A 21088-nucleotide genomic window follows, 5' to 3' on the forward strand; every position below is an offset into this window, starting at 1 on the left:
GATGGTAGTTGGGACCTTGTCCCTGTGAGAGTAGGACGTCGCCAAGCAAAAACCTAAGTCGTTTCGACTTAGGTTTTTTTGTGTTTATTTTTATTTATCGAATGTTATAATCCATAAATTTAATAACGCTAAAGACGAAAAAAGAATGAAATAGAGACTGTTTAAAATAATAGCAATGATTTTTTGTGTTCCGGATTTTCCTAATGCCGCTAAAGTAATACTTAAAATAGGACACATTATTTCTATCATAAGTATATGTTTTAAATAATGAGATGCTATAAATAAGTATTCAATAATTACAACAATTACTGCGATAGAAAAAATAAATAGGATAATAGCGTAGTTCTTTCTTTCACGTTTATCCTCCTTAGAAATTAAATCGTTATAATAAAAGTTCTATTGATGTGTAGAATACAAGATTGTACATATTGTGATTTAAAACATACTGAAGTACTATATAAACGATTATAAGTAAATAGATCTCTAGAAATATATATTCTAATTCCCTTTTCTTCTTGCATATAGTTGCAATTCTTCTTTTGAATATAACTAAAACACGAACGTTATTGACTACTAATAAAAAAACATTCGATTATTTATTGACATCGTTTATGAAATATTGTTAATATAGCCATAGAAACAATAATATAAGACCTCATATAATCGCGGGGATATGGCCTGCAAGTCTCTACCTAACGACCGTTATTCGTTAGACTATGAGGGAAAGTCACTCGGTATTTTTCTATTCACAAGGGATACGTATGCCTGAGTAGAGCGCTTTCTCTCATAGTAAAAGAGAAACTGTTCTATTTCAGGCTTTTTTTATTTGAATCGGGGGGATTCTAATATGAAATCACTAGTTGGAGTCATAATGGGAAGTACATCAGACTGGGAAACAATGAAATATGCTTGTGACATTTTAGATGAATTAAATATACCGTATGAGAAAAAAGTTGTATCCGCTCATCGGACTCCGGATTATATGTTTGAATATGCAGAGACGGCTCGTGAACGTGGATTGAAAGTTATTATTGCTGGAGCTGGTGGAGCAGCACATTTACCAGGAATGGTTGCAGCGAAGACAAATCTTCCTGTAATTGGAGTTCCAGTTCAATCAAAAGCATTAAACGGCTTAGATTCATTATTATCCATCGTCCAAATGCCAGGAGGTGTTCCAGTTGCAACTGTTGCAATTGGTAAAGCCGGTTCAACGAATGCTGGATTACTTGCTGCACAAATACTTGGATCATTCCATGATGATATACGTGATGCATTAGAATTGAGACGAGAAGCGATTGAAAAAGATGTGCGTGAAGGTAGTGAGCTAGTATGACGAGAATCATTTTACCTGGAAAAACAATCGGCATTATTGGAGGCGGCCAGCTAGGAAGAATGATGGCATTGGCAGCCAAGGAGATGGGATATAAAATTGCTGTTTTAGATCCTACAAAGCATTCACCATGTGCACAAGTTGCTGATATTGAAATTGTTGCACCGTATGACGATTTAAAGGCAATTCAGCATTTAGCAGAGATAAGTGATGTTGTCACATATGAATTTGAGAATATTGATTATAGATGTTTACAATGGCTTGAAAAACATGCTTACTTGCCACAAGGTAGTCAGTTGTTAAATAAAACGCAAAATCGTTTTACAGAAAAGAATGCAATTGAGAAGGCTGGGTTACCAGTAGCAACGTATAGATTAGTTCAAAATCAAGATCAGCTTACAGAAGCAATTGCTGAGTTATCATTCCCTTCCGTCTTAAAAACGACGACAGGTGGATATGATGGGAAAGGGCAAGTTGTTTTAAGAAGTGAGGCTGATGTTGAGACAGCAAGAGATCTTGTGGATAAAGCAGAGTGTATTTTAGAGAAATGGGTGCCTTTTGAAAAAGAAGTATCCGTTATTGTGATTCGTAGTGTAAGTGGTGAAACGAAAGTATTTCCGGTAGCGGAAAATATTCATGTAAATAACATTTTGCATGAATCTATCGTTCCAGCTCGTATTACAGAAGAGCTTTCTCAAAAAGCAATTGCTTATGCTAAGGTACTTGCGGATGAATTAAAACTTGTGGGAACACTAGCTGTAGAGATGTTTGCTACAGCTAATGGTGAGATTTACATTAATGAATTAGCACCAAGACCTCACAATTCAGGACACTATACACAGGATGCATGTGAAACGAGCCAATTTGGTCAACATATTCGAGCAATCTGTAATTTACCTCTAGGAGAAACAAATTTGTTAAAACCAGTTGTCATGGTAAACATTTTAGGCGAACATATAGAAGGGGTCCTAAGACAAGTGAATAGATTAACCGGGTGCTATTTACACTTGTATGGAAAAGAAGAAGCAAAAGCACAGCGAAAAATGGGGCATGTTAATATTTTAAATGATAATATTGAAGTCGCTCTAGAAAAAGCGAAGAGTTTGCATATTTGGGACCATCAAGAACAACTGTTGGAGGGAAAAAGATGATTAGTCGTTATACACGCCCTGAAATGGGTGCGATTTGGACGGAAGAGAACAAATTTAAAGCGTGGTTAGAAGTTGAGATTTTAGCTTGTGAAGCATGGGCTGAGCTTGGCGATATTCCAAAAGAAGATGTTAAAAAAATTCGTGAACATGCATCATTTGATATTGATCGTATTTATGAAATTGAAAAAGAAACACGTCATGATGTAGTTGCATTCACTCGTGCTGTATCAGAAACGCCAGCACTAGGCGAAGAACGTAAATGGGTTCATTACGGTTTAACATCTACAGATGTAGTAGATACAGCATTATCTTACATCTTAAAACAAGCGAATGAAATTATATTAAAAGACTTAGAGAACTTTGTAAGCATTTTAGCTAACAAAGCGAAAGAGCATAAATACACAATCATGATGGGAAGAACACACGGTGTTCATGCAGAACCAACAACATTCGGTTTAAAACTTGGTCTTTGGTATGAAGAGATGAAACGTAACGTAGAGCGTTTCAAACAAGCTGCTGATACAGTTCGTGTTGGTAAACTATCTGGTGCGGTTGGTACATATGCAAATATCGATCCATTCGTAGAAAAATATGTTTGTGAAAATCTAGGATTAGAAGCAGCACCAATTTCAACACAAACATTGCAACGTGATCGTCACGCACACTACATGTCAACACTTGCATTAATCGCAACATCTATCGAAAAGATGGCAGTTGAGATTCGTGGCTTACAAAAGAGTGAAACACGTGAAGTTGAAGAAGCTTTCGCAAAAGGCCAAAAAGGTTCTTCTGCAATGCCACATAAGCGTAATCCAATTGGATCTGAAAATATGACTGGTTTAGCTCGTGTTATCCGCGGTTATATGATGACAGCTTATGAGAATGTTCCATTGTGGCATGAGCGTGACATTTCTCACTCTTCAGCAGAACGCGTAATTTTACCAGATGCTACAATCGCATTAAATTACATGTTAAATCGCTTTGGTAATATCGTTAAAAACTTAACTGTATACCCAGAGAATATGAAACGCAATATGACAAGAACATACGGCTTAATTTATTCTCAGCGCGTAATGCTTACACTAATCGACAAAGGTATGGTACGTGAAGAAGCTTATGATATCGTACAGCCTAAAGCGATGGAAGCTTGGGAAACACAAGTACAATTTAAAGAGCTTGTAGAAGCTGATGAGCGCATTACAAGCAAGTTAACACAAGAAGAAATTAATGAATGCTTCAACTATGAGCATCATATGCAACACGTTGATACAATCTTTGAACGCCTTGGATTAAACGAAGCGTAAAATTTCATATGGCACAGAATAGAGTCATTCTGTGCCATTCTTTATAAAAATATTATTCACATTTTTCAAACTACAGGGGGCTTGCGAAATGCAAAAGCTAGAATTGCTGTATGAAGGTAAGGCAAAAAGAATTTATCGTACAGAATCAGCAGATATGGTTTGGGTAGAGTACAAAGATAGTGCGACTGCTTTCAATGGGGAGAAAAAAGAGACGATTACAGGAAAAGGTCGTTTGAACAATGAAATTACAACTTTATTGTTCAGAAAGTTACAAGAAGTAGGAATTAAAACACATTTTGTTGAGAAGTTATCTGAAACAGAACAACTTGTTAAAAAAGTGAGTATTATTCCTTTAGAAGTTGTCACAAGAAATGTAATTGCAGGAAGTCTTTCAAAACGATTAGGAATGGAAGAGGGAACTGTACTTGCAGAACCAATCGTAGAATTTTACTTCAAAGATGATAATTTAGGAGATCCGCTTGTAACGGAAGATCATATTCGTGTATTAAACGTTGCATCGCCAGAGCAAGTAAGCGTATTACGAGATATGGCTCTACAAATCAATCAAGTGTTGATTGATCATTTCGCAAGCTGTCGTGTAAGATTAGTAGATTTCAAATTAGAGTTTGGTGTAACGGAAGAGGGAGAAATCATATTAGCGGATGAAATTTCACCAGATACTTGCCGTTTATGGGATGAAACGAGCAATGAGAAGTTTGATAAAGACGTATTCCGTCGCGATCTTGGAAATTTAACAGATGCTTATGAAGAGATTTTAAAACGTTTAGGGGGAATTTCACATGTATAAAGTTAAGGTATATGTAACATTAAGAGAAAGCGTATTAGATCCACAAGGAACAGCGGTAAAAGGAGCTCTTCATAGTCTTTCATTCACAGAAGTACAAGACGTTCGAATCGGAAAGTACATGGAACTAACAATTGATAAATCTGTATCTGACTTAGATAGCAAGGTAAAAGAAATGTGTGAAAAACTATTAGCGAACGTTGTAATGGAAGACTTCCGTTATGAAGTTGAGGAGGTTGTCGCACAGTGAAATTTGCCGTAATAGTATTTCCAGGTTCGAACTGTGATGTCGATATGTTCCATGCAATTAAAGATGAGCTTGGCGAAGAAGTAGATTACGTTTGGCACGATACAGAGAATTTAGATGAATATGATGCAATTTTACTACCAGGTGGATTCTCTTACGGTGACTACTTACGCTGCGGTGCTATTTCTCGCTTTGCTAATGCAATGAAAGCAGTACAAAAAGCTGCTGAGCAAGGAAAGCCGATTTTAGGTGTATGTAATGGATTCCAGATTCTTGTTGAATCAGGATTACTACCAGGAGCATTAATGAGAAACGAAAACTTAAAATTTATGTGTCGTACTGTTCAGTTGCGTGTTGAAAATAATGAAACGATGTTTACATCACAATATGAAAAAAATGAAGTAATCAATATTCCAATCGCTCATGGTGAGGGGAATTACTATTGTGACGAAGAGACTCTTAAACAATTAGAAGAGAATAATCAAATCGCATTCCGTTACGTAGAAAATCCTAACGGTAGCGTTTCAGATATTGCTGGTATTGTAAACGAAAAAGGAAATGTACTTGGTATGATGCCACATCCAGAGCGTGCTGTAGATGAATTACTTGGCGGTGCTGAAGGGTTAAAAGTCTTTCAATCTATCTTAAAACAGTGGAGGGAAACATATGTCGTTAATGCTTGAACCAAATCCAACACAAATTAAAGAAGAGCGTATATATGCGGAAATGGGGCTAACAGACGAAGAGTTTGCCATGGTTGAAAAGATTTTAGGTCGTCTGCCAAATTATACAGAAACAGGATTGTTCTCTGTAATGTGGTCTGAACATTGTAGTTATAAAAATTCAAAACCAGTTCTTCGTAAGTTTCCAACGACAGGTGAGCGCGTTCTGCAAGGACCTGGAGAAGGCGCTGGAATTGTAGATATCGGTGATAATCAAGCAGTTGTATTTAAAATGGAAAGTCATAACCATCCTTCAGCTATTGAACCATATCAAGGAGCAGCAACAGGTGTTGGTGGTATTATTCGTGACGTATTCTCTATGGGAGCACGTCCGGTAGCTCTATTAAACTCACTTCGTTTCGGTGAATTACAGTCACCACGTGTGAAATATTTATTCGAAGAAGTAGTGGCAGGAATTGCAGGATACGGTAACTGCATCGGTATTCCGACTGTTGGCGGCGAAGTACAATTTGATCCATGTTACGAAGGAAATCCACTTGTAAATGCAATGTGCGTAGGTTTGATTAACCACGAAGACATTAAAAAAGGGCAAGCGCACGGTGCTGGTAACACAGTAATGTACGTAGGAGCATCAACTGGTCGTGACGGTATTCACGGTGCAACATTCGCGTCGGAAGAACTATCTGAAAGCTCAGAAGCGAAACGTCCAGCGGTTCAAGTAGGGGATCCATTTATGGAAAAACTTCTTATTGAAGCGTGTTTAGAATTAATTCAATCTGATGCACTTGTTGGAATTCAAGATATGGGTGCGGCTGGTTTAACATCATCATCTGCAGAAATGGCAAGTAAAGCAGGAATGGGTATTGAAATGTACTTAGATGATGTACCACAGCGTGAAACAGGAATGACACCATATGAAATGATGCTGTCTGAATCACAAGAGCGTATGTTAATTGTTGTGAAAAAAGGTAGAGAACAAGAAATAGTAGATTTATTTGAGAAGTATGGTCTCGCAGCGGTTACGATGGGGAAAGTAACGGAAGATAAAATGCTTCGTTTATTCCATAAAGGTGAAAAGGTAGCTGAAGTTCCAGCAGATGCTTTAGCAGAAGAAGCACCAATTTATCATAAACCATCAAAAGAAGCAGCATACTTTGCTGAATTCCAAGCAATGAAAATGGAAACGCCAAAAGTAGAAAATTATAAAGAAGCGTTATTCGCTCTATTACAGCAACCAACAATTGCAAGTAAAGAGTGGGTATACGATCAATACGATTACCAAGTTCGTACAAGCACAGTGGTTACACCAGGTTCAGATGCAGCAGTTGTACGTGTACGCGGTACAGAAAAAGGATTAGCAATGACGACAGATTGTAATTCTCGCTACATTTATCTAGATCCAGAAATGGGCGGTAAAATTGCAGTAGCAGAGGCAGCGCGGAATATCGTATGCTCTGGCGGTGAGCCACTTGCAATTACAGATTGCTTAAACTTCGGTAACCCAGAAAAACCAGAAATCTTCTGGCAAATTGAGAAATCAGTAGACGGTATGAGTGAAGCTTGTCGCACATTACAAACACCAGTTATCGGCGGAAACGTATCGATGTATAACGAACGTAGTGGCGAAGCTGTATATCCAACACCAACTGTTGGGATGGTCGGACTTGTACATGACTTAAAACATGTAACAACACAAGAGTTTAAGCAAGCTGGTGATTTAGTTTATATAATCGGTGAGACGAAAGCTGAGTTTGGCGGAAGTGAATTACAGAAAATGATTCACGGAAAAATTTTCGGTCAATCACCAAGTATCGATCTAGATGTAGAATTAAAACGCCAAAAACAAGTATTAGAAGCAATTCAAGCTGGTCTTGTTCAATCTGCACATGATGTTGCTGAGGGTGGTTTAGCAGTTGCAATTTCAGAAAGTGCAATTGGTGCTAACGGCTTAGGTGCTACTGTGAAATTAGATGGAGAAGCAACAGTAGCATTATTCGCTGAATCACAGTCTCGCTTCGTGATAACTGTAAAACGTGAAAATAAAGAGGCGTTTGAGAAAGCGGTAGAAGCAATCCAAGTTGGAGAAGTAACAAGTACAAATGAAGTAACAATTCATAATGAAGAAAATGAAGTATTACTTACAGCAAATGTAGATGAAATGAGAAAGGCTTGGAAAGGGGCAATCCCATGCTTGCTGAAATAAAGGGGTTAAACGAAGAATGTGGCGTTTTCGGAATTTGGGGGCATGAAAATGCAGCACAAGTTTCATACTACGGATTGCACAGTTTACAGCACCGTGGGCAAGAAGGCGCAGGCATTGTCGTAAATAATGGGGAAAAAATCGTCGGTCACAAGGGGTTAGGTTTAATATCAGAAGTGTTTTCAAGAGGTGAGTTAGAAGGATTAAATGGAAAATCAGCAATCGGACATGTACGATATGCAACAGCTGGTGGAAGTGAAGTTGCTAACGTTCAACCATTGTTGTTCCGTTTTTCCGATCATAGTATGGCGTTAGCTCATAACGGAAATTTAATTAACGCAAAAATGCTTCGTCGTGAATTAGAAGCAGAGGGAAGTATTTTTCAAACTAGTTCAGATACAGAAGTACTTTTACATCTTATTAAACGTAGTACGAAAGACTCTTTAATTGAAAGTGTAAAAGAGGCTCTAAATAAAGTGAAAGGTGCGTTTGCGTATCTTTTACTAACTGGAAATGAAATGATCGTTGCGTTAGATCCAAATGGATTCCGTCCGCTTTCAATTGGAAAGATGGGGGATGCTTACGTTGTAGCATCTGAAACATGTGCTTTTGATGTAGTAGGTGCAACATACATTCGCGATGTAGAACCTGGTGAATTACTTATCATTAATGATGAAGGAATTCACGTAGATCGTTTCACAAACGATGTAGAACATGCGATTTGTAGTATGGAATATATTTACTTTGCACGACCAGATTCTAATATTGCTGGTGTTAACGTTCATGCAGCGCGTAAAAATATGGGAAAACGTTTAGCAGCGGAAGCTCCTATTGAAGCGGATGTTGTTACTGGTGTACCAGACTCTAGTATTTCAGCTGCGATTGGCTATGCGGAGGCAACAGGCATTCCGTATGAATTAGGATTAATTAAAAATCGTTACGTTGGACGTACTTTTATCCAGCCTTCTCAAGAACTGCGTGAGCAAGGGGTTAAGATGAAGCTTTCCGCAGTAAGAGGTGTGGTTGAGGGGAAACGAGTTGTTATGATTGATGACTCTATCGTAAGAGGAACGACAAGTAAACGAATTGTTCGTATGCTTCGTGAGGCTGGAGCGACAGAAGTTCATGTAAGAATTGCTTCACCACCTCTGAAATATCCATGTTTCTATGGCATTGATATTCAAACGAGAAAAGAATTAATTGCAGCAAATAATACAGTAGAAGAAATCCGCGAAATGATCGGAGCAGATTCTTTAACATTTTTAAGCGAAGATGGATTAGTAGATGCAATTGGACGTCCATATGAAGGGAAATATGGCGGCCTATGCATGGCTTACTTTAATGGGGACTATCCAACAGCTCTTTATGATTATGAGCAAGAGCTTTTAGAAAGTATGAAATAAGAAAAGTGAAAAAAGCTTCTACTTCTTTTGCTGTAGAAGCTAGCTTTTTTCTTAAAACGGCCCGCCCTGGATGGGGAGAAATTAAAAGACGAGGTGTAAATAACGATGGCGAATGCATATAAGCAAGCAGGAGTAGATATTGAAGCTGGATATGAAGCGGTATCTCGCATGAAAAAACACGTACAAACAACTATGAGAAAAGAAGTACTAGGCGGTTTAGGCGGTTTTGGAGGTATGTTTGATCTATCAAAATTTGCATTAGAAGAACCTGTATTAGTATCTGGAACAGATGGCGTGGGAACAAAATTGATGCTCGCTTTTATGGCAGATAAACATGACACAATTGGTATTGATGCAGTAGCAATGTGTGTAAATGATATTGTTGTCCAAGGAGCAGAGCCGCTTTTCTTCCTTGATTATATTGCTTGTGGTAAAGCTGAACCTAGTAAAATTGAAAACATCGTCAAAGGTATATCAGAGGGCTGTCGCCAAGCTGGTTGTGCATTAATCGGTGGAGAAACAGCTGAAATGCCAGGAATGTATTCTACGGAAGAATATGATTTAGCTGGTTTTACAGTTGGGATTGTTGATAAAAAGAAAATTGTAACAGGTGAAAAGATTGAAGCTGGTCACGTGCTAATTGGCTTAGCATCTAGCGGTATTCATAGCAATGGTTACTCTTTAGTACGAAAAGTGTTACTAGAAGATGGAGAACTATCTTTAGAGCGTATTTATGGACGCTTAGAACTACCTCTTGGTGAAGAATTATTAAAACCAACGAAAATTTATGTCAAACCTATTTTAGAACTATTGAAGAAGCATGAAGTATACGGTATGGCGCATATTACAGGGGGCGGATTTATTGAAAATATCCCACGTATGTTGCCAGAAGGAATTGGTGCTGAGATTGAACTAGGATCTTGGAAAATTCAGCCGATCTTCCATTTACTTCAAGAAGTTGGGAAACTGGAAGAGAAAGAAATGTTCAATATTTTTAACATGGGTATTGGTATGGTAGTAGCAGTGAAGGAAGAAGATGCAAAAGATGTTGTCCGTCTTCTTGAAGAGCAAGGAGAAACGGCTCGTATTATTGGACGTACTGTACAAGGAGCTGGCGTTACTTTTAATGGGGGCAAAGCACTATGAGTAGATTAGCAGTTTTTGCTTCTGGAAGTGGATCTAACTTTCAATCTCTCGTTAATGCGGTAGAAGAAAAAAGATTGGATGCAGAAATTAGTTTATTAGTATGTGATAAACCAGAAGCACGTGCTGTTGGGCGAGCGCATTATCATCATATTCCGTGTTTCGCTTTTTCAGCGAAAGCATATGAGTCCAAAGAAGCGTTTGAAAAAGAGATATTAAAGAAGCTAGAAGAATATGAAATTGATTATATTATTTTAGCTGGATATATGCGTTTAATCGGGCCGACGTTACTAGAAGCATACGGCGGAAAGATTATTAATATTCATCCATCATTACTACCGAGCTTTCCGGGTAAAGATGCTGTCGGTCAAGCGTTAGAAGCAGGTGTGAAAGTAACTGGAGTAACAATTCATTATGTAGATGCAGGTATGGATACAGGGCCAATTATTGCGCAAGAAGCAGTGGTTGTTTCTGAAGGGGATACGAGAGAAAGCTTACAAAAGAAAATTCAGCAAGTTGAACATAAATTATACGTAAATACAGTGAATCAAATTGTTCAGTCTGTGAAAGAAGCAACTGTTAACTAACATACAACCAGGGGTGAAGGATAAATGAAAAAGCGTGCATTAGTAAGTGTTTCAGATAAAACAGGAGTAGTAGAATTTGTTAAAGGGTTACTAGAGCAAGGGATTGAAGTTATTTCAACAGGTGGTACGAAAAAGTTACTAGAAGAAAACGGCTTACAAGTAATTGGTATTTCTGAAGTAACTGGTTTCCCTGAAATTATGGATGGTCGTGTGAAAACTTTACATCCAAATATTCATGGTGGTCTATTAGCAGTTCGTGATAATGAAACACATGTAGCGCAAATGAATGAATTAGGTATTCAAGCAATTGATTTTGTTGTTGTTAACTTATACCCATTTAAAGAAACAATCGCTAAGCCTGATGTAACATTTGCTGATGCAATTGAAAATATTGATATCGGTGGCCCGACAATGATTCGCTCTGCTGCGAAAAATCATAAATTCGTATCTGTAATTGTAGATCCAGTAGATTATGATATTGTGTTAGCAGAACTGAAAGAGAACGGTGAAGTAGCAGAGGAAACGAAACGTAAACTAGCAGCGAAAGTATTCCGTCATACAGCAGCGTATGATGCGTTAATTTCTAACTACTTAACAGAGCAAATGGGTGAAGAAAGTCCAGAAACATTAACTGTGACATTTGAGAAAAAGCAAGACTTACGTTATGGCGAGAACCCACATCAAAAAGCAACTTTCTATAAAGCGCCATTCGCAGCAACTTCTTCTGTTGCATACGCAGAACAATTACACGGTAAAGAATTATCGTATAACAATATTAATGATGCAGACGCAGCGCTTAGCATCGTAAAAGAATTTACAGAACCAGCAGTAGTAGCAGTAAAACATATGAATCCATGTGGTGTTGGAGTAGGAACTAATATTCACGAAGCATATACTCGTGCTTATGAAGCAGATCCAGTATCAATCTTCGGCGGTATTATTGCAGCAAATCGTGAAATTGATAAAGCTACAGCAGAAAAGTTACATGAAATTTTCTTAGAAATTGTTATCGCACCTTCGTTCTCGCAAGAAGCTTTAGAAGTGTTGCAAAGTAAGAAGAACTTACGTTTATTAACTATAAATATTGAAAAAGCGACAAGTGCAAGCAAAAAACTAACTTCTGTACAAGGTGGACTTCTCGTTCAAGAGGAAGATACGTTATCATTAGATGAAAGTACAATTTCAATTCCAACGAAACGTGAACCTTCAGAGCAAGAATGGAAAGATTTAAAACTAGCTTGGAAAGTTGTAAAACATGTGAAATCAAATGCAATTGTTTTAGCGAAAGATGACATGACAATTGGTGTCGGTGCGGGACAGATGAACCGTGTAGGTTCTGCAAAAATCGCGATTACACAAGCTGGTGAAAAAGCACAAGGTAGCGCGCTTGCATCTGATGCTTTCTTCCCAATGCCAGATACATTAGAAGAAGCAGCAAAAGCGGGAATTACAGCAATCATTCAACCAGGCGGATCGATCCGTGATGAAGATTCTATTAAAGTGGCAGATACGTATGGGATTGCTATGGTGTTCACTGGCGTACGTCATTTCAAACACTAATAGAGGATGTTTAAAAAGTCCGGTCAAGATAACCTTCGCATGTCGTCGTTGCATCGCCAGTGCGGTACTCATGTAGGAAAGCTACACTCCGTGTCCTCCTGGCAAATGCGCCTAGACCTGCTCGGTGCTCTTGATCCTCCTTTTTAAACCTTTATTGAGATGGATGTTTAAAAAGTCCGGTTAAGATAACCTTTTATTGATATGAAAAAGCAAACTAGGAGCATAGCTTCTAGTTTGTACTTATTTAATTATTGGGGGATGAAATATGAATGTTTTAGTAATTGGCCGCGGTGGGCGTGAGCATGCTTTAGCTTGGAAGTTTGCACAATCTGCAAAAGTGAAAAAGGTATATGTAGCACCAGGTAATGAAGGTATGCGAGATGTTGCAATACCAGTTGATATTGATGAAAATGATTTTGATGCATTAGTTTTATTTGCCAAAGAGAATAATATTGAGTTAACTTTCGTTGGACCAGAAATTCCACTTATGAATGGAATTGTGGATCGCTTTAAAGAAGAGGGACTTCGTGTATTTGGTCCGAATAAAGCGGCTGCTGTTATTGAAGGTAGTAAAGCTTTTACAAAAGAGCTTATGAAAAAGTATGATATTCCAACTGCGGCGTACGAAACTTTTACCGATTATGAAGAAGCAGTACAGTACATTCAAAAAGTTGGTGCACCAATCGTTATTAAAGCTGACGGATTAGCTGCTGGTAAAGGGGTAACGGTAGCAATGACGCTTGAAGAGGCATTACAGGCTGTGAAAGAAATGCTACAAGATGTGAAGTTCGGCGCGGCAAGTAAGAAGGTTGTTATTGAAGAGTTTTTAGATGGACAAGAATTTTCATTAATGGCATTTGTAAATGGAACAACTGTACATCCGATGGTAATCGCTCAGGACCATAAACGAGCTTTTGATGCTGATAAAGGACCAAATACAGGCGGAATGGGTGCATATTCTCCAGTACCACAAATTCCAGAATCAGCAGTCCAAGAAGCGATTCAAACCGTATTACATCCAACTGCTCAAGCAATGATCCAAGAAAATCGATCGTTTACAGGGATTTTATATGCAGGGCTTATTTTAACAAATGATGGTCCAAAGGTAATTGAATTTAATGCACGCTTTGGTGATCCTGAAACAGAAGTTGTATTACCTCGCTTAGAAAATGATTTAGTTGATGTATGTAACGCTGTATTAGATGAAAGTGAGTTAGTGTTAGAGTGGTCAGAGGAAGCAGTAATTGGTGTTGTACTTGCTTCAAAAGGATATCCAGAAGCGTATAAAAAAGGTGAAATTATTACAGGATTAGATCGTTTAGAAGATGCTATTGTCTTTCATTCAGGTACAGCGATGAAACATGGGGATGTTGTAACAAATGGTGGCCGTGTACTATTTATTGCTTATAAAGCGAAAGACTTACAAGAGGCGAAAGATAGAGTGTATAAAGAAATCGCAAAGGTTGAGAGCGATGGCTTATTTTATCGTAGTGATATAGGATATCGTGCGATTGGGCATGAGATTACGCGAAGCTAACATATGTTAGCTTCTTTTTTTATAGGAAATAGAGTATAGTACGTTGAATCTTTTCAAGAGATTATAAACTATTTGTATCTATATACACTTTTTCTCTACCTGCTTACATCTTATTTCTCCAATTAATAATAGTAGTATTGAGATGATTAACGTAAGAGCAGCGACAAGGAGTGGGAGGGAAAAACTTTGCATTTGCTCCGCAATAATACCTGTAAAGATTGGACCGATAATTTGGCCAATCCCATAAACACCTGTCGTATAACCAATGATTTTATTACTTTCATTCGGTCTTATTCGTTTTGCTTCTGTAGTTGTTAAAATTGTAATTCCGACGAATGTAGCACCTAGAAGGAATGCACTTAGAAATGCCCCAAAAAGGTTTGGAATAAGGAGTGGAGAAAGTACACTTATAATTTGTAACATATAGGCGGATGTAAGAGCTCGTGTTGGTCCGTACTTCCGAGCAACAGTGGACCAAAGGTAACTAGATGGGATGACAGCAATACCGACAATAATCCAGCTACAAGATGCATAGAAGGGTGATAGTGTAATTCTTTCTACAATGGTGACAAGGAAGGTCCCTGTAATGATATAGCCAAATCCTTCGAATCCGTAAGCTAAAATAAGCCAAAATAAATAGCTTTTTCTATGAGATGTAGCTTGTATAGTACTTTTGGGTTGCTGTATAGTATGTCTACTGTCCTCTCTTAACCATTTCCATACAAGGATAGCTAAACTAAAACTAATAATTCCTAACCCAATCCATGCACCTTGCCAATTCCAAATTGAGTTGAATAAAGGTGCGAAACTTCCAGAGAAAATAATGCCAATTCCAACACCGCTATAAATCATGCCACCTAGCATGACTTTATTACTTTGAAATAAATAATCTAAAACAATACTAGAGGCAAGAACAAATACAATTGCACTTGTGAAACCACCGATAAAGCGAAGGGGAAACCATAAAAAGATATAAGAGGTTAAGCCCATACAAAGAGTTGAAAGAACATTGAAGAATAAACAGTGGTGTAATATTTTTTCACGATTTTTTATCGTAATGAATCCAATAAAGAATGCCCCAAGTAAATAACCAAGATAATTACTGGACGCTAAATATCCAGCGAGGTCATCTTCTATATGGGCTTGCTTTTCCATAAAAGAAATAATCGGTGTGTAGGCGAACCGACTAATACCCATGACAGCTATTAAAGAACATATCCCAGCTATAATCATTTTCCATGTTTTTGTTTCTTTCATATAATCTCCCTTCTTGAAATATCTTCTAATATATATGATAGAGGAATATATATGGGGCGTAAAATACTGATTTTTTATATGTAATATCAAAATTAATGATATGAACGAATGAACTTACAAGATTTTGTAGCTTTTTATATGGTCGCGCAGGAGAAAAGTATTTCAAGAGCAGCTATTCGGTTGAATTTTGTTCAATCAAACATAACAGCAAAAATAAAACGGCTAGAAGCTGAATATGAAACACAATTATTTTATAGGCATCGAGATGGAGTTACATTAACACCAGCCGGAGAAAAGTTGTTAACATACGCTGAAAAAATGATTCAATTATTAAATGAATCAAAAAGGCAAGTGAAACATACAGCGGAGCCTGGAGGAGTATTGAAAATTGGAGCGATGGAAACAGCAGCAGCTGTTAGATTGCCCACGATTTTAGCTAATTATCATATGCGCTATCCAGAAGTGGAAATTATGTTGCAAACGCACAATACGGAAGAATTAACGAAGAAGGTACTCTTATATGAAATAGAGGGGGCATTTGTAGCTGATTGTATAGCTGATCCAGCTTTAGAAAAGATAGAAGTATTCCAAGAGGAAATGATGTTACTTTCAAAGCGGAATGTTTTGTGGGATAACGGATATTCGGAATCGCAGTCTTTTATCGTTTTTCAATCAGGTTGTTTTTATAGAAAAGTTTTAGAAGAATGGTTACTATCTGAAGGGATTGTTCCAAAAAAAATAATGGAATTAAATTCTTTAGACGGTATTATTGGATGCGTAAAAGCTGGACTTGGGGTGTCTATGTTACCACGTGAAGTAGCAGAGCAATTTGATAGCCATAAAGAACTTATTCATACACCGTTAGTACATGAAAACAGGTTTATTCCGACTTATTTTATTTATCGGAAAGATAGTGTGAGAACAGCAGCGTTAAGCAAGTTTATTGATGACTTGCTTTGTATAAAAACAGCCCGCTGAAAATTCAGTGGGCTGTTTGTTCATGCATCTTTATCTTTCTTCAATTTTCCTTTTTGCTTTGCCATTTCTCGAAGTAAATACTCGATGTGTGCATTGACGCTACGAAACTCATCATTTGCCCATTTTTCGATGACTGCGTGTAATTCAGGATCAATACGTAATGGAAAGCTTTTCTTTTTAGCCATAATTACTTATAGCCCTTAGTATAGGCTTCCTGTATTAATAACTGGTTGCGCACCTTTATCTGAAACGATGGCAACTAATAGGTTGTTTACCATATTCGCTTTACGCTCGTCATCTAATTCAAGTACGCCTTCCTCATCTAACATATGGATTGAATCCTTCGCCATCTTCACAGCACCTTCAACAATCTCTTTTCTAGCAGCTAATACCGCTTTTGCTTGTTGACGTTGTAGCATCGCATGGGCAATTTCTGTTGCATAAGCTAAATGTGTTAAACGAGTTTCTAATACTTCTACGCCTGCGATTTCAAGGCGCGCTTCTAACTCACGCTTTAATTCTTCAGAGATTTCTTCAGTATTCCCGCGTAACGTAATGCAAGTTTCATCTTGGAAATTGTCATAAGGATATTTTGTTGCGACGTGGCGGATTGCTGTTTCACTTTGAATTTCTACAAATCGATCGTAATGTTCAACACCGAACATCGCTTTTGCAGAATCAACTACTTTATATACAATAACAGCTGCAATTTCAATCGGATTTCCCTCAACATCGTTTACTTTTAATTTCTTACTATTAAAGTTTTCAACACGTAACGAGACAGTTTGACGGAATGCGAATGGAATTGTTAAAAATAAACCATTTTGACGAATTGTTCCTAAATAATTACCAAAGAACGTAATAACTTTCGCTTGATTCGGTTGAACAATACCGATACCTGTAGCGAGAATTGCCGCTAATATAATAGTTAGTGCTGCTCCTACGAAAATTTCTTGTGCAAAGAAAAATACACCGATAGCAGCTAAAATCAAAATTCCAATAATACCGAGAAAACCATTTACATAAAATACTTGTTTTTCTTTCATATGATCGCCTCCTGATATAAAAATGATATCACTTTTATATCATTTTAGGCAAGGGGTATGCACCTAATTTTCTGAAATTTATTGATTGATATCTTTTATGTACATTTTAAAGTTAGAAATAAGAATATACGTTCTGTTTCGTGGTAAAATAAAGAAGACTTAACCGCCCACTGCAGCAGCTAAGTCCCTTTGAGAGCATCTTGCATCGTGACAAATGATTCAAAGCGGTTTTGCCAGGATTATTTCTTCAATCGCTGACTCAATCTCTTTGTCAGAAGCGTCATAACTTCCCTTTGACTTTGGCTTGTCATGAGCGGAAGTTTGATTCACTTCTTCTTTAGCATGTCCTTTTTCAGTAAAATTCATGCCAGGCATTTTAAATGCGCCCATATTCATGTATTTTCCAAATTTCCACGCTTCAACAATAGGGCAGAAGCGAACAATTCCCTCTGCAACTTTCATTGCACCAATCCATAGAAAAATGTTAGACCAAGTGCACCACGGCTTGCGTACAAGTTTAGTTGCACTACATCCGAAGAGGACAAGCCCAAGTGTAATTCGAATTAGAGCGTTTATTGTCCCGATGTTTTGCTTCATTAGAAAAACACTCCTTTTTATGAAAATTGAAATAGTAAATACTACTTCTCTTATTAGTATCCCGTGTGATTTTTGGGATATGTAATCCAACATTTGACGTTGAAAAAGATGTTGGAATCGGCGTGTGTGTCAGTAGCTTTTTTTGTTATAATGAAAGAATGCATAAAAAGAAGGTGAAATTAAATTCTTCTTTTTGAAAAATATTTAATAGCTATTTTAAAAAATCAAGATAAAAACTAACTGTTATTTTAAACAGAACTATAGATATAACTAGAGAAAAGGAAGGGTGTTTTCATGTACGATATTTCCGGATGGAAACATGTATTTAAGCTTGATCCAAATAAGGAGTTAAGCGATGAATATTTAGAAATGATTTGTGAGTCTGGAACGGATGCTGTTATTGTAGGCGGAAGTGATGGAGTTACAATTGATAACGTATTACACATGCTAGTTAGCATTCGTAGATATGCAGTTCCTTGTGTATTAGAGGTTTCTGATGTAGAAGCAATTACACCAGGATTTGATTTTTATTACATCCCAAGTGTTTTAAATAGCCGAAAAGTAGAATGGGTAACAGGTGTTCATCATGAGGCATTGAAAGAATTTGGGGATATTATGGACTGGGACGAAATTTTTATGGAAGGGTATTGTGTTTTAAATCCCGAAGCGAAAGTAGCCCAGCTTACAGATGCGAAATGTGATTTAACAGAAGATGACGTTATTGCATATGCGCGTTTAGCAGACAAGTTATTACATTTACCGATATTTTATTTAGAATATAGCGGTACGTATGGAGATGTTGAACTTGTTAAAAATGTAAAAGCAGAATTGAAACAAGCCAAGTTATATTATGGCGGTGGTATTTCTAATGCAGAACAGGCGAAAGAAATGGCGCAATATGCTGATACAGTAGTTGTTGGAAATATTATTTATGATGATATAAAATCGGCGTTAAAAACAGTTAAAGCAGTAAAAGGAGAGTAGGTGCAGGCGTATATGAGTATGACAGATAAGTTATTAAACGGTTTAAATCCACAGCAACAAAAAGCAGTACAAACAACGAATGGACCACTGCTACTAATGGCAGGTGCAGGTAGTGGTAAGACACGCGTGTTAACACACCGTATTGCGTATTTGCTTGGTGAAAAAGGTGTAGCACCATGGAATGTACTAGCTATTACCTTCACAAATAAAGCAGCTCGTGAAATGCGCGAGCGTATTGATAAACTTGTGGGACCAGAAGCAGAAGATATTTGGATTTCGACGTTCCACTCTATGTGTGTACGTATTTTACGACGCGATATCGATCGTATTGGTATTAATCGTAACTTTACAATCTTAGATTCAGGTGATCAGCTAACTGTAGTCAAAAAAATTATGAAAGAGCGCAATATTGATCCGAAGAAATTTGAGCCGCGCTCTATTTTAGCGGGTATTAGCAATGCAAAAAATGAACTGTTATCTGCGGATAAATATGCAAAAAAAATTACAATGGCTGATCCATATGAAAAATTAACGAGCGATGTATACACAGAGTATCAAAAACGTCTTTTGAAAAATAATTCATTAGACTTTGATGATTTAATTATGACGACGATTCAGCTATTTGAACGTGTTCCAGAAGTATTAGAGTTTTATCAGCGTAAGTTCCAATATATTCATGTTGATGAGTATCAAGATACGAACAAAGCGCAATATCTTCTTGTTAAACATTTGGCAGCACGTTTTAAAAATCTTTGCGTTGTAGGTGACTCTGACCAGTCTATTTATCGCTGGCGTGGTGCAGATATTTCTAACATTTTGTCATTTGAAAAAGACTATGAGAATGCACAGGTAATTTTGTTAGAACAAAACTATCGTTCGTCACAAAATATTTTAAATGCAGCGAATGCTGTTATTGAAAAAAATACGAATCGTAAACCGAAGAAATTATGGACAGACAATCAAGTTGGAAGTAAAATCTCGTATTATCGTGCCGCAACTGAAAAGGACGAAGCATATTTTGTTGCGAAAAAAATTCGTGACGATCTTCAGATGGGGAAACGAAAATACACTGATTTTGCAGTGCTATATCGTACGAATGCTCAGTCTCGTATGGTCGAGGAGATTTTCCTTAAATCTAACATTCCGTACAAAATTGTCGGGGGAACTAAGTTCTACGACCGTAAAGAGATTAAAGATATTTTGGCGTACTTACGTTTAATCGGTAATCCAGATGATGAAATTAGTTTTGCACGTATTATTAACATGCCAAAGCGTGGTATTGGTGCGACTTCTATCGATAAAATTATTAATTATGGTGTGCAAAACGGAATTTCATTAACTGCTGTATTTGATGAGATTGAGCATGTTGGAGTAAGTGCAAAAATTACAAAGGCAGTAAAAGAATTCGCAAGTTTATTACACAACTGGGTAAATATGCAAGAGTATTTATCTGTTACAGAATTAGTAGAAGAAGTTATTGAAAAAACAGGCTATCGCGATATGTTGAAAAATGAGCGTTCTTTAGAAGCGGAAGGTCGTTTAGAAAACTTAGACGAATTCTTATCTGTTACGCAAACATTTGAATCTCAAAGTGAAGATAAGAGCCTTGTTGCATTCTTAACAGATTTAGCACTTGTTGCTGATATTGATCGTGTAGATGAAGACCCAACTGCTGGTGAAGAAGTTATTTTAATGACGATGCACTCAGCAAAAGGATTAGAGTTCCCGGTTGTCTTTATTGTTGGTTTAGAGGAAGGGATATTCCCTCATACTCGTTCTCTTATGGAAGAGGATGAAATGCAAGAAGAACGTCGTCTTGCTTATGTAGGTATTACTCGTGCAGAAGAAGAGTTATATTTATCTAATGCGCAAATGCGTACTTTATTTGGTAGAACAAGTATGAATGCTGCGTCTCGCTTCATTACAGAAATCCCGGCAGAACTAGTGGAATCATTAAATGAAACAGCGCCGAAGCGTGAAAATTCGTTTGGTGCAAAAGGCAGAACAGCAAGTAGCAGTAAAATGACAACGACAACCACAACACGCTCTCGTTCAGCTTTCGCGCGTCCAGCAGCTAAGACGACAGGCGGTGAGCAAATTGGCTGGGCAGTAGGCGATAAAGCTTCCCATCAAAAATGGGGAATCGGTACAGTTGTAAGTGTAAAAGGTGAAGGTGATGCAAAAGAATTAGATATTGCGTTCCCAAGCCCAATTGGTGTTAAACGTTTGTTAGCAAAATTTGCACCTGTGACGAAACAATAGAAAGGAATGAGGAT

At 37.4% G+C, this 21088-nt stretch carries 19 protein-coding genes, 1 pseudogene and 1 riboswitch; of the genes and pseudogenes, 15 read left to right on the plus strand and 5 right to left on the minus strand.

From position 1 onward, the window contains the following. Positions 1–90: 90 nt before the first annotated feature. Positions 91–356: pseudogene (locus tag BUA87_RS32180) on the minus strand (hypothetical protein). A 279-nt stretch (positions 357–635) separates the two neighbouring features. After that, a riboswitch (purine riboswitch) is annotated at positions 636–737 on the plus strand. A gap of 110 nt (positions 738–847) precedes the next feature. On the opposite strand from BUA87_RS32180, the gene purE reads away from it, so the two are divergent. From purE to purD, 12 genes are all read left to right on the plus strand, one after another. Next, positions 848–1333, plus strand: coding sequence for a 5-(carboxyamino)imidazole ribonucleotide mutase (gene purE, locus BUA87_RS24230; RefSeq protein ID WP_000839370.1), 486 nt, complete (start codon positions 848–850; stop codon positions 1331–1333). Continuing rightward, the gene (purK, locus tag BUA87_RS24235; RefSeq protein WP_000196767.1) at positions 1330–2481 is read left to right on the plus strand and encodes a 5-(carboxyamino)imidazole ribonucleotide synthase; all 1152 of its coding nucleotides are present in this window, start codon (positions 1330–1332) and stop codon (positions 2479–2481) included. Before purE ends, purK begins: the two co-directional genes overlap by 4 nt. Further along, positions 2478–3785: an adenylosuccinate lyase gene (purB, locus tag BUA87_RS24240; RefSeq protein WP_000625682.1), complete on the plus strand. Its 1308-nt coding sequence runs from the start codon at positions 2478–2480 to the stop codon at positions 3783–3785. Before purK ends, purB begins: the two co-directional genes overlap by 4 nt. A gap of 88 nt (positions 3786–3873) precedes the next feature. Further along, positions 3874–4593 (plus strand): phosphoribosylaminoimidazolesuccinocarboxamide synthase, encoded by a 720-nt coding sequence (gene purC, locus BUA87_RS24245; RefSeq protein WP_001170549.1) that lies wholly within the window; start codon positions 3874–3876, stop codon positions 4591–4593. Next, positions 4586–4840: a phosphoribosylformylglycinamidine synthase subunit PurS gene (gene purS / locus BUA87_RS24250; RefSeq protein ID WP_000278823.1), complete on the plus strand. Its 255-nt coding sequence runs from the start codon at positions 4586–4588 to the stop codon at positions 4838–4840. Before purC ends, purS begins: the two co-directional genes overlap by 8 nt. Next, entirely contained in the window at positions 4837–5520 is a 684-nt protein-coding gene (gene purQ, locus BUA87_RS24255) for a phosphoribosylformylglycinamidine synthase subunit PurQ (RefSeq protein ID WP_000666784.1), read from the plus strand. Before purS ends, purQ begins: the two co-directional genes overlap by 4 nt. Then, the gene (gene purL, locus BUA87_RS24260) at positions 5504–7723 is read left to right on the plus strand and encodes a phosphoribosylformylglycinamidine synthase II (RefSeq protein WP_071714706.1); all 2220 of its coding nucleotides are present in this window, start codon (positions 5504–5506) and stop codon (positions 7721–7723) included. The genes purQ and purL overlap by 17 nt, the downstream gene beginning before the upstream one ends. Continuing rightward, positions 7708–9123: an amidophosphoribosyltransferase gene (purF, locus tag BUA87_RS24265; RefSeq protein ID WP_000879026.1), complete on the plus strand. Its 1416-nt coding sequence runs from the start codon at positions 7708–7710 to the stop codon at positions 9121–9123. Before purL ends, purF begins: the two co-directional genes overlap by 16 nt. Before the next feature lie 105 nt (positions 9124–9228). Then, positions 9229–10269 (plus strand): phosphoribosylformylglycinamidine cyclo-ligase, encoded by a 1041-nt coding sequence (purM, locus tag BUA87_RS24270; RefSeq protein ID WP_001262442.1) that lies wholly within the window; start codon positions 9229–9231, stop codon positions 10267–10269. Next, complete coding sequence (gene purN / locus BUA87_RS24275; protein ID WP_000088577.1) at positions 10266–10853, plus strand: phosphoribosylglycinamide formyltransferase; 588 nt, start codon at positions 10266–10268, stop codon at positions 10851–10853. The genes purM and purN overlap by 4 nt, the downstream gene beginning before the upstream one ends. Before the next feature lie 24 nt (positions 10854–10877). Beyond that, a complete protein-coding gene (gene purH / locus BUA87_RS24280) occupies positions 10878–12413 on the plus strand; it encodes a bifunctional phosphoribosylaminoimidazolecarboxamide formyltransferase/IMP cyclohydrolase (protein WP_000745406.1) in 1536 nt (511 codons plus the stop codon). A gap of 265 nt (positions 12414–12678) precedes the next feature. Then, positions 12679–13950: a phosphoribosylamine--glycine ligase gene (gene purD, locus BUA87_RS24285; protein ID WP_071714707.1), complete on the plus strand. Its 1272-nt coding sequence runs from the start codon at positions 12679–12681 to the stop codon at positions 13948–13950. Positions 13951–14028: 78 nt separating this feature from the next. On the opposite strand, the gene BUA87_RS24290 is transcribed toward purD, so the two are convergent. Continuing rightward, entirely contained in the window at positions 14029–15207 is a 1179-nt protein-coding gene (locus tag BUA87_RS24290) for a YbfB/YjiJ family MFS transporter (protein WP_000665321.1), read from the minus strand. Between the two features lie 108 nt (positions 15208–15315). On the opposite strand from BUA87_RS24290, the gene BUA87_RS24295 reads away from it, so the two are divergent. Then, positions 15316–16185: a LysR family transcriptional regulator gene (locus tag BUA87_RS24295; RefSeq protein WP_053565396.1), complete on the plus strand. Its 870-nt coding sequence runs from the start codon at positions 15316–15318 to the stop codon at positions 16183–16185. Positions 16186–16205: 20 nt separating this feature from the next. Here BUA87_RS24295 and BUA87_RS24300 read toward each other — a convergent pair whose 3' ends face one another. From BUA87_RS24300 to BUA87_RS24310, 3 genes are all read right to left on the minus strand, one after another. After that, entirely contained in the window at positions 16206–16370 is a 165-nt protein-coding gene (locus BUA87_RS24300) for a type II toxin-antitoxin system antitoxin (RefSeq protein WP_001085171.1), read from the minus strand. Between the two features lie 15 nt (positions 16371–16385). After that, positions 16386–17231, minus strand: coding sequence for an SPFH domain-containing protein (locus tag BUA87_RS24305; RefSeq protein ID WP_071714708.1), 846 nt, complete (start codon positions 17229–17231; stop codon positions 16386–16388). A gap of 219 nt (positions 17232–17450) precedes the next feature. Continuing rightward, the gene (locus BUA87_RS24310) at positions 17451–17828 is read right to left on the minus strand and encodes a YgaP family membrane protein (protein ID WP_000812341.1); all 378 of its coding nucleotides are present in this window, start codon (positions 17826–17828) and stop codon (positions 17451–17453) included. A 294-nt stretch (positions 17829–18122) separates the two neighbouring features. Here BUA87_RS24310 and BUA87_RS24315 point away from each other — a divergent pair, with 294 nt between their 5' ends. Both BUA87_RS24315 and pcrA read left to right on the plus strand, forming a co-directional pair. Next, positions 18123–18812, plus strand: coding sequence for a heptaprenylglyceryl phosphate synthase (locus BUA87_RS24315; protein WP_000272109.1), 690 nt, complete (start codon positions 18123–18125; stop codon positions 18810–18812). 12 nt (positions 18813–18824) lie between these two features. Then, positions 18825–21074: a DNA helicase PcrA gene (gene pcrA, locus BUA87_RS24320; RefSeq protein WP_002094226.1), complete on the plus strand. Its 2250-nt coding sequence runs from the start codon at positions 18825–18827 to the stop codon at positions 21072–21074. Positions 21075–21088: the final 14 nt, after the last annotated feature.

Origin of the sequence: Bacillus sp. bc15 (genome assembly GCF_900142585.1) — a bacterium.
Taxonomy (GTDB): Bacteria; Bacillota; Bacilli; order Bacillales; family Bacillaceae_G; genus Bacillus_A; species Bacillus_A cereus.